This is a genomic window from Blastomonas sp. UPD001, assembly GCF_003426715.1.
Classification (GTDB): domain Bacteria; phylum Pseudomonadota; class Alphaproteobacteria; order Sphingomonadales; family Sphingomonadaceae; genus Blastomonas.
Map to the genome: position 1 here is coordinate 1 of NZ_QKVT01000124.1, position 505 is coordinate 505.

The 505-nt window shown below is 55.8% G+C and carries 1 protein-coding gene; it reads left to right on the forward strand.

What is annotated here, in order from left to right:
* Window positions 1-505 (forward strand): DNA-methyltransferase (locus tag DM995_RS19465; protein ID WP_198669511.1); only part of this gene is annotated, 505 nt, incomplete at both ends.

Sequence of the window (505 nt, forward strand, 5' to 3'; positions counted from 1 at the left end):
GAATTTTGGCCACGGACTACATCAGCGTCGTCGCTTCAGCGGACGATACGAAGTTGTACTATGGTATACCCTTTCCGACGACTACATTTTTAACCTCGACGCCGTTCGAATTCCTCCCAAGTATCCAGGCAAACGTGCTTACAGAGGGCCTCGTGCCGGCCTTCTCTCAAGCCACCCTCTTGGGAAGAACCCGGAAGACGTTTGGGAGGTGCCCGGCGCCGAACATGATTTTTGGCAGATCCCAAACGTGAAGGCTGGTCATGTCGAGAAGACGGAACACCCTTGCCAGTTTCCAGTGGCTTTGGTTGAGCGGCTGGTGCTGGCATTGACGGACGCGGGGAATGTGGTCTTCGATCCCTTTGCCGGAACTGGATCAGCTGGCGTCGCAGCGCTCTTGCATGATCGTCGGTTCTGGGGCTGTGAAATCGACCCTAATTATGCAAAGTCAGCGCATGCTCGCTTACAGCGCACGCTGAGCGGGGACGAACGATTTAGATCCCACGCG